This is a genomic window from Aneurinibacillus terranovensis DSM 18919 (genome assembly GCF_000430625.1).
Taxonomy (GTDB): domain Bacteria; phylum Bacillota; class Bacilli; order Aneurinibacillales; family Aneurinibacillaceae; genus Aneurinibacillus_B; species Aneurinibacillus_B terranovensis.
Map to the genome: position 1 here is coordinate 190,126 of NZ_KE387173.1, position 9,886 is coordinate 200,011.

The 9,886-nt window shown below is 45.0% G+C and carries 7 protein-coding genes and 1 riboswitch; all 7 genes read right to left on the reverse strand.

Annotated elements, in window-relative coordinates; genetic code table 11:
• Positions 1–580: 580 nt before the first annotated feature.
• Complete coding sequence (locus H525_RS0118770) at positions 581–1,705, reverse strand: response regulator (RefSeq protein WP_081413501.1); 1,125 nt, start codon at positions 1,703–1,705, stop codon at positions 581–583.
• 1 nt (position 1,706) lies between these two features.
• Positions 1,707–3,626, reverse strand: a complete 1,920-nt coding sequence (locus tag H525_RS25825) for a GAF domain-containing sensor histidine kinase (protein ID WP_027417444.1) — start codon at positions 3,624–3,626, stop codon at positions 1,707–1,709.
• Positions 3,627–3,956: 330 nt separating this feature from the next.
• Entirely contained in the window at positions 3,957–5,333 is a 1,377-nt protein-coding gene (locus H525_RS0118780; RefSeq protein WP_027417445.1) for an NCS2 family permease, read from the reverse strand.
• Positions 5,334–5,392: 59 nt separating this feature from the next.
• The gene (gene guaA / locus H525_RS0118785) at positions 5,393–6,931 is read right to left on the reverse strand and encodes a glutamine-hydrolyzing GMP synthase (RefSeq protein ID WP_027417446.1); all 1,539 of its coding nucleotides are present in this window, start codon (positions 6,929–6,931) and stop codon (positions 5,393–5,395) included.
• A gap of 126 nt (positions 6,932–7,057) precedes the next feature.
• Positions 7,058–7,158: riboswitch (purine riboswitch) on the reverse strand.
• Positions 7,159–7,426: 268 nt separating this feature from the next.
• A complete protein-coding gene (gene groL / locus H525_RS0118790; protein WP_027417447.1) occupies positions 7,427–9,052 on the reverse strand; it encodes a chaperonin GroEL in 1,626 nt (541 codons plus the stop codon).
• 85 nt (positions 9,053–9,137) lie between these two features.
• On the reverse strand, positions 9,138–9,419 hold the full coding sequence (gene groES, locus H525_RS0118795) for a co-chaperone GroES (protein ID WP_027417448.1): 282 nt from the start codon (positions 9,417–9,419) through the stop codon (positions 9,138–9,140).
• A 276-nt stretch (positions 9,420–9,695) separates the two neighbouring features.
• Positions 9,696–9,886: zinc ribbon domain-containing protein (locus H525_RS26705; protein ID WP_155837436.1), on the reverse strand; the 191-nt coding region annotated here is incomplete at its 5' end.

The window sequence follows — 9,886 nt, forward strand, 5'->3', positions numbered from 1 at the left end:
ACTGTAAAGCAACATATACTTTCTTTAACGGTAAAAAAGCCCAAACGGTAGATTCCCCCTTGACAGGCGTGAGAAACCTACCGCCTGGGCTTTTATCCCTACGGTGTAGTGAACGCACGATGCGCACACCCGGATCGCTCGGACCGTCCGGCAAAAATGCCGTGGAACCCTAGACCCGCTTTCCACTGCTACGGTGTTACAACTTAGTCGTTTATTTTCAACTTTAGTTTAACAAGACACCTTAATGGATGTCAATGTCATTTCCGAACATTGATGTTATTTGCAGGATAAACATTCGCTTTTAGCCTCAGCTGTGAGTTTTCTATTCAACCAACGTAAAAAACACCCTCTAGAAAGGGTTTTATAATTTATTGCTTTTTTCCCGCTACCCAGTGCTTCTCTGGAGTTTGGGAACGCTTTTAGGCCCAACTGTCTCCATCTTTGAGCTATCCAGATGGTTTGGGCCGATCCCTAAACGGAAGAGAAGCACGCACACTGGATACTTCCCTATAAGGGGAAACCTCGCAAAAAATAAAACAGTCCATTCCATTGCCCACCGCCACTAAGGGTTTACGTTCGACTAATCACGGCATTGCTTTTGAATATCCAGGATTTCAGGCAACGATTTCAAGAACACATCCACTATTTTCGGGTCAAAATGGCTGCCCCGTCCCTTGCAAATGATGTCTAAAGCTACTTCATTGGGGAAGGCCTCCTTGTATGGCCTGCGGCTTGTGAGGGCATCGAATACATCGGCTACTGCCACAATTCTGCCGCTTAACGGAATATCCTCTCCGGCCAGTCCGTTGGGATAGCCGGATCCGTCAAATTTCTCGTGGTGTGAAATCGCAATTTCACTCGCCAGCCGGAGGAGCGGCGATTCAGAACCACACAATATTTTATAGCCAATGGTCGTATGCTCCTTCATCTTTTCAAACTCTTCCGGGGTTAATTTTCCCGGTTTAAGCAAAATGTGATCGGGTACACCGATCTTCCCGATATCGTGCATGGGGCTGGCTCCAATCATCAACTCAATGTCTTCCTTAGAAAGGCCCATCGAACGGGTCAGCACGCCGGAGTAATGACTGATTCGCTGAATGTGCGCCGCCGTTTCGGGGTCTTTAAATTCAGCGGCAGAAGACAGGTGCTGCACAATTTCATAATGGCTATAGGAAAGCTTCTCATTAACCTTTTGCAGCTCAGAGAGGGTATTCTGCAGGGCAATGGTTCTGCGCTTCACTTCTTCTTCCAGCCTCTGGTTCGCAAAAGCCAGCTGTTTGTAGTAGTGCCTCGTTCGCAAAAGCGTGCTTACCCGGGCGTACAGTTCGTATTTATCAATCGGTTTATTTAGAAAGTCGTCGCTCCCGCCTTCAAGAGCACGAATTTTATCTTCCTTATCATCGAGTGCGGTAACGATAATAACCGGAAGAAATCTGGCTTTATTCTTCTTAATTTCCTGCAGCACTTCATAACCGTTCATTCCCGGCATCATGATATCAAGCAGAACAAGGTCGACCTCCTCATCTTCAAGTATACTAAGCGCTTCTATTCCTGTTGAAGCGCTTAGTGTCCTGTAGTTTTTAACTGAAAGCATTTGGTCGAGAATATCTAAATTAAACGCCTCATCATCCACAAGCAGTATGGTCGATTGCTCTACGTTCGGCTGCTCCAACGTTAACTTAAACGGTACAGAAAACACATTCATATTAAGCCTCCTCCATGTCCTGCTTTGCTTGTGGAAAAGTTGCTGCTTCTATTTCCGCCGGTAGTTTGACAGTAAAACATGTCCCTTTTCCGACTTCACTCTCAACTTCGAGGCTCCCGCCTAATATATGAACAAGGCTTTGCACGATAGAAAGACCAAGCCCTGTTCCGCTGTATTTACGAGACAAGGAGCCGTCCAACTGTTTGAAAGGCTGAAATATGGTGTCCAGGTCTTCCGGCGGGATTCCAATTCCCGTGTCTATTATTTTAAGGGAAAGAGAATCATTGTCATTCGCCACACGAATAGTGATGAAACCCTCCTCTGTAAACTTCACGGCATTCGAAATGAGATTCATAATGATCTGCTGAAGCTTCTGCTCATCACTTAAAATAACAAGCCGATCATCCCCTTCAACCGAAAGTGTGACAGGTTTATTCTGCAGAAGATGAGAAGTATTATATAGACAAAATTGTAATAACGAATGAAGACACACGCGTTGTACATTCACCCGCATATGCCCGGACTCTATCTTTGACAGATTAAGAATGTTGTTGATTAAGGTGAGCAAATGTTTCCCACTTTCTCTAATGCGCTGAAGGTTCATTCGTTGTTTTTCCGGGAAATTTCCCTGCAGGTTTTCTATTATAATATCGGAATATCCAATGATAGCGTTAAGCGGCGTTCGCAACTCGTGACTCATTGTAGAAAGGATTTGACTCTTTAACACCGCAGCTTCCTGAGCAGCTTTTCTTTCTTTTTTAAGTTCTTTGACATAGCGGCTGTTTTCGATTGCAACAGCGAGCGAACGGCTAAAAATAGTCACCATCTCTTCATCTTCGGGGGTAAATCTGACCGCCCCCGCCTTCTCAGTTAAATAAAAACTGCCTATAGACTGTCCGTTGCTTACAATGGGGACACCGAGAAATGATTCCATAACAGGGTGGCCTGGCGGAAAACCTGCCGAATCCGGATGATGGCTTATCGAGTGCGTCCGTACCGATTGTGTATAGATATGGTCGAGTAGCCCCTTCCCCTGCGGAAAAGACATGCCCTCTTCCCCTTCCCACCCTACAGGGATAAACCGTTCAATCCGGTGGCTTTCGTCGAAAAGAGCAAGAGCCGCGTATTTGGCTCCGATGACTTCCTTTACCGTCGACACGACATCCTTTAAAAAAGAACCGTCCATTTCTAAATTCCCGTAGAGTTTCTCCGAAAGTGTATGAAGGGAACGAAGCTGTTCCTGCTTTCGTTTTATCTCCCCGAAATAAAAACGCCGAATCGTGACAATGAGCATAATTAACGGAACGCCGATGATAATGCTAACGATCCCGGCGCGGTGAAATACATCATAAAGGGTAATATGATTTCCGAATGTTTTTGAAATAATATAGACAAAAAGCGTAGTGGTAATAAACACACCCGTCAGCGCAAAGACAACGGAAATCGCTGCGCTGCGGGACCAGGTGGCCAGGTCGATATACACGGCCGACCCCTGTTTATATAAGTATTTATGTATTTGAACCAAAATCCCGAAGTAGAAAGGGGAATACGTAGTCATCACTACACCGATACACGTGAGAAACGAGTAAATTTCTAAATTATAGGCGTGAAAGAGCTGAAAAGAAAGCGACAAAGCAATCCCCACAAAGAACATCGCGTTCCAACAAATAAAACCGCGTGACAGCCAGCGAAGGGCATAGTGTCCCCGGTCTATCTCCTCCTGCGCATCCAGTTCGTAAAGGAACTGTTCAAAACGATAAATAAAAAATAAACCGTATACAACGATTACAAAAAGAAGCAGAACAATTTGCACTGGATACATGACCGTTTCAACTAATTTGCTTATCGGCAGCAGATTGCATGAAATGGCAAACAAAATGCTTAATACAACAGGGCTGATTAAACTTGCGAACAACAACAACCATAACCTGCTCCTTATCCACATGTATCACGATCATCCCTTTTATTTATGTCTTTCTTTGTATATCTACTCTATCTTGAAATAGCATTATTTCATCATCTGTTGGGTGCTGCGTTAGCGGCATGGATGTCTATTAATATTTAATTATATGGTTTTATGTACCTAATGCGCAACCGGCAAATAAGAATCATGCCCTATATAAGTATAAGGAAAACGTGGTTAGCGCCAAGCTGCGGGCGCCGGTGCGAGGCCTCAATTACATGTACCTGCTCAAAAAAGAAATAAGACACCATCTGATTTAATGGTGTCTTCATTGCTTTCGCCAGAACTTTATACATTGAGATCAATAAACATAAACCGCAATAGGATAAGGACAGCAAGTATCCACATCATCCAATGCACCTTATTTTTTCCGCCCGCGAAATTGTTAGCGGTAGCCAGCACGACAAAGAAAATAATCCCGGCGGAAATCCCGTTGGCGATGGAATACGTCAGAGGCATCATAATAATCGTCAGGAAAGCAGGAATAGCATAAACCATGTTATCCCACTCGATTCCACGAACCGCACCCATCATGAGTACCCCAACAATAATAAGCGCGGGAGCTGTAGCTTCACCGGGAACAATGAGAGCAAGTGGAGCAAGGAAAAGGGAAAGCACGAATAAAATCCCTGTTGTCACTGACGTTAACCCGGTCCGTCCACCCTGTGCAACACCGGCTGCACTTTCCACAAACGCGGTAATCGTACTTGTGCCAAGGAGTGCTCCAAGGCTAACCCCACCGGCGTCAACAAGCATCGCTTGCCCGATTTTCTTTTTTGCATCCGGCTTATCCAGCAATCCCGCCTTTGCGGCGGTCCCGGTTAACGTGCCGAACGTGTCAAACAACTCAACAAAGGTAAAGGTAAAAACAATCGTTAACAAACCGGCGTGTAAGGCTCCGGCGAAGTTAAGATGGCCGACCGTCATATCCCCGAATTGTGGGATCCAGTGCGCATTGTGAAGGGATGCAAGATTTGTTACACCCATCGGTATTCCAATAATGGTCGTCAGAATAATCCCGATAAGAATCGCAGCTTGCACACGCATAACCATCAGGATACCGATGATAAGTAAACCAATAATGGTTAAAAGAACCGCTTTGTTCTCAACAAAATTGCCCAGCTGCAGCAGCCAGTCGTTGGAACCAAATGCCGTGAAAGGCTTAGCCGGGTCTTTTCCAATATACATTGCGGTTAAAAGTCCGCTATTTTTGAATCCGATAATGGTAATAAAAAGGCCAATTCCTACCGTAATTGCATGGCGAATCGATTCCGGTACGGCTTCAAGCAAAATCTGTCTGATTTTTGTAATGGTTAAAATGATAAAAATGATACCTGAGATAAAGACAGAGGCTAATCCTATCTGCCATGTAATAGCACCATGTGAGCTCATAACCACAGCAGCAAAATACGCGTTAAGTCCCATTCCCGGTGCCAGTGCAATCGGGTAATTGACAAAGAAACCCATGGCCATGGTAACAAGGCCGGCCCCAAGTGCAGTCGCGATAAATACTGCATTGAAGTTCATGCCGGTTGCACCGCCTGCTGTTAAGGTCAGCGGGTTGACAATTAAAATATAGGCCATTGCAATAAATGTAGTAATGCCGGCAAGAATTTCAGTTCTTGCATTCGTATGGTTTTCTCGTAAGCGAAACAACCTGTCCATATAATCCCCTTCTTGTTAAAATTTTTTACCTGCTGATTTCAGATAACGTTCGGTTCGTTTTATTCCCACTCAATCGTAGCCGGCGGCTTGGAGGTAATGTCATATACCACACGGTTTACATGCGGGACTTCATTTACAATACGCACAGAAATCTTTTCGAGTACATCATACGGAATGCGCGCCCAATCGGCTGTCATACCATCGATCGAAGTGACCGCACGGATTCCAATCGTGTAATCGTATGTCCGCTCATCGCCCATCACGCCAACGCTTCGCACGTCGGGAAGAACAGTGAAGTACTGCCAGATTTCCTGTTCAAGGCCTGCTTTCTTTATTTCATCGCGTAAGATGTAATCAGATTCCCGAACAATTTCAAGCTTATCTTCTGTAACTTCTCCGAGTACGCGAATACCAAGCCCTGGACCCGGGAACGGCTGGCGCCACACAATATCGCGCGGCAGGCCGAGTTCTTCCCCAACCTTACGAACTTCGTCCTTAAATAGTTTATTGAGCGGCTCAATCAATATAAGTTTCATATCTTCTGGCAGGCCGCCGACGTTGTGATGGGATTTAATCGTCTGCGCAGTTGCCGTTCCACTTTCGATAATATCTGTATAAAGTGTTCCCTGCGCGAGGAAATCCATATCTTTTAGCTTGCCTGCTTCTTCCTCAAATATATAGATAAATTCGTTTCCGATGATTTTACGCTTTTTCTCCGGATCGGACACGCCGTTAAGCTTGCCCAGGAAGCGTTGTTTCGCGTCAATTTTAATCACGTTCATATGGAATTTTTCCCCGAAGATTTCCATTACGCTCTCCGCTTCGCCCTTGCGTAGGAGTCCATGGTCAACAAACATACAGGTTAACTGATCCCCGATGGCCTTATGAACCAACACCGCGACAACCGATGAATCGACGCCGCCGCTTAAAGCGCAAAGCACTTTCTTGTCCCCTACAGTAGTTCGAATTTCATCGATCATCATGTCAATATAGTTTTCCATCGACCAGTTACCTTCGCATTCACAAATATGGAAGAGGAAATTTTTCAGCATTTCATTCCCGCGGACCGAATGGCGCACTTCCGGATGGAACTGAACCCCATAGAAGTTTCTCCCCGGGTGGCTGATGGCTGCCACAGGACAGGCCTCATTGCTCGCGTCAATCCGGAACCCTTCCGGAACTTCAATAACTTTATCCGTATGGCTCATCCATACGGTTTCCGCATCATCAAGTCCATGGAAAAACGGCGTTCGATTATGAATGGAAATTTCAGATTTTCCGTATTCACGAACGTTTGCCCGTTCTACCTTTCCTTTGAGGTGATGGGACATAAGTTGCATGCCGTAACAAATACCCAGGATCGGTACCCCTATCTCATAAATGCGCGTATCACAATGCGGGGCATTTTCTTCATAAACACTGGCCGGTCCGCCGGAGAAAATAATTCCTTTCGGATTTAACTCTTTTAGTTTTTCAACCGGTGTATTATAAGGCATAAGCTCGCTGAACACACCCAAATCCCGAACGCGGCGTGCAATAAGCTGGTTGTATTGACCGCCAAAATCCAATACGACAATCAATTCATTCGGCTTGTCCATTATGATGTAATCCCCCTCTTTTCATATCCTTCTCATTGTTTACCAATCTTCCCTATAAAAATCAAATAAGCCAGGACTCTGCTTCCAAAAAAATAGGGAAGCAGAATCCTGGCATAGTAGCTATACATATATAGGTTCTGATCCCGTAGTCGGACAATTTACGGTCGTCCGGTAGAAACTTTCAGGCCAATTCCTGATATTATACGAGGTCGAAAAATGTTCAATTGTGACGAAAATTAGTTTACCAGAAGTGAAGGGAAAGTCAAGGAGAAGATGCGAATCGACCTTCCGGCCACACGCTCCACATCGAAAAAGCAACGTTCGGCACACTCCCGCGAGTTTTTCTCAGGTGACCCATGGAGGAAAGTATATGTTGCTTTAACACTGTAAAGCAACATATACTTTCTTTAACGGAAAAAAAAGAGTTCCTCAGAACATCTGAGGAACTCTTTCCCGACACCCGAACAGGTTCTGGTGGAATCGGGCCGGATGGGATTACATCATTCCCATGCCGCCCATTCCGCCCATGTCAGGCATAGCCGGTTTATCTTTTTCAGGTTTGTCAGCAACTACGGCTTCTGTAGTGAGGAACATAGCTGCTACGGATGCTGCGTTTTGCAGAGCAGAACGTGTTACTTTAGCAGGGTCAACAATACCTGCTTCGATCATGTTCACCCATTTTTCAGTAGCTGCATTGAAACCAACGCCTACTGATTCTTTTTTCAGGCGCTCAACGATAACAGAACCTTCGAGGCCTGCGTTTGCTGCGATTTGACGTACCGGTTCTTCGAGCGCGCGGAGCACAAGGCGAACGCCTGTTGCTTCGTCGCCTTCAACTTGAAGGCCTGCCACAGCATTGTATACATTGACAAGAGCAGTACCACCACCGGAAACGATACCCTCTTCAACCGCTGCGCGAGTTGCGTTAAGAGCATCTTCAATGCGGAGTTTTTTCTCTTTCAATTCTGTTTCAGTAGCTGCCCCTACTTTAATAACAGCCACACCGCCAGCTAACTTAGCAAGACGCTCTTGAAGCTTTTCTTTATCAAAATCCGAAGTTGTGGTTTCGATGTTAGAGCGGATTTGGTTGATGCGGGCATCGATGTTCGCTTTATCCCCGGCACCTTCAACAATCGTTGTGTTTTCTTTCGTTACAACGACTTTACCAGCCTGGCCAAGCTGCTGCAGACTTGCAGATTTCAGGTCAAGACCGAGGTCTTCTGTGATTACCTGGCCGCCTGTTAATGCAGCGATGTCTTCGAGCATTGCTTTGCGGCGGTCACCGAATCCAGGAGCTTTTACAGCTACTGCATTGAATGTTCCACGGAGTTTATTTACAACAAGAGTAGCAAGCGCTTCGCCTTCCACATCTTCAGCAATGATAAGAAGCGGTTTACCCTGTTGAACCACTTTTTCAAGGACAGGAAGCATTTCTTGAATGCTGCTGATTTTCTTGTCAGTGATAAGAATGAAAGGATTGTCAAGAACAGCTTCCATTTTATCTGTATCCGTAATCATATAAGGAGATGCATATCCACGGTCGAACTGCATACCTTCCACAACGTCAAGCTCAGTTGTGAATCCTTTGGACTCTTCAACCGTGATAACGCCGTCTTTTCCTACCTTCTCCATAGCTTCCGCGATTAATTGGCCGATTTCATCGTCAGCTGCGGAGATAGCAGCTACTTGAGCGATGGATTCTTTGCCTTCAATCGGCTTGGAAATCGCATGGATTTCTTCAACCGCTTTGCGAACAGCTTTGTCAATCCCTTTGCGCATAACCATAGGGTTAGCACCGGCAGTTACGTTTTTCAAACCTTCACGAATCATCGCCTGAGCAAGGACAGTAGCTGTTGTCGTACCGTCACCGGCTACGTCATTTGTTTTAGTAGCTACTTCTTTAACAAGTTGCGCACCCATGTTCTCGAATGCATCTTCGAGTTCAATTTCTTTTGCAATCGTTACACCGTCATTGGTGATAAGCGGTGAGCCGAATTTTTTTTCTAATACAACATTACGGCCTTTAGGTCCAAGGGTTACTTTTACCGCATCTGCAAGTGTATCTACACCGCGAAGCATAGCGCGGCGAGCTTCTTCGCTAAAACGAATTTCTTTAGCCATCTTGTATTTCGCCCTCCTATATAGGAATGAATTTTTTAAACCTAGTGTTTATAATAAATGTTCGTATATTTGCAGTTCTCAGTGATTAGTCGACAATCGCGAGAATATCGCTTTCGCGCATAATCAGAAGTTCTTTGTCGCCATATTTTACTTCAGTTCCGGCATACTTAGAGTAAATAACCTTGCTGCCTTCTTGAACTTCAAGAGCAATGCGCTCCCCATTTTCAATGCGACCGCTGCCTACAGCAATAACTTTACCTTCTTGCGGCTTTTCTTTAGCAGTCTCCGGTAATACGATCCCGCTAGCAGTCGTTTCTTCTTTTGCGATAGGTTCAATAATGACACGATCACCTAATGGCTTTAACACTGAAAACAACCTCCCTGTAACAAATTTAAATTACTTATTAGCACTCGTTAGCTTTGAGTGCTAACACAATTATTATAATATCCACTTTGTTTCCATTTTGCAAGACCTGTATTGCAAAAATTTTTCTTCTCCATTTTGACCGAATACATACTGGAATATACATATTGAACCTCTCATGGCTAAAGCCACGAGATTCTTGGGTAGTCCGCTCTACTGGGCAGAATTAGTACATGATGTACCACCAAGCTATCCCCGCAGTTCCTGCGGTTACTGCGATTATGCAGATAGTAGTCTTTTGCCTTCGGCAAGAATATTCAAACTTGCGTTTACATCCCTGTCCCATTCACTATGACAAGAAGGACACTTCCATTGTCGCAAGTTAAGATCTTTAACCTCTTTGTTTTGGTATCCACAACACGAACAGAGCTGAGAGGAAGCAAAGGTTTTACCTACGGCAACGACAGTAC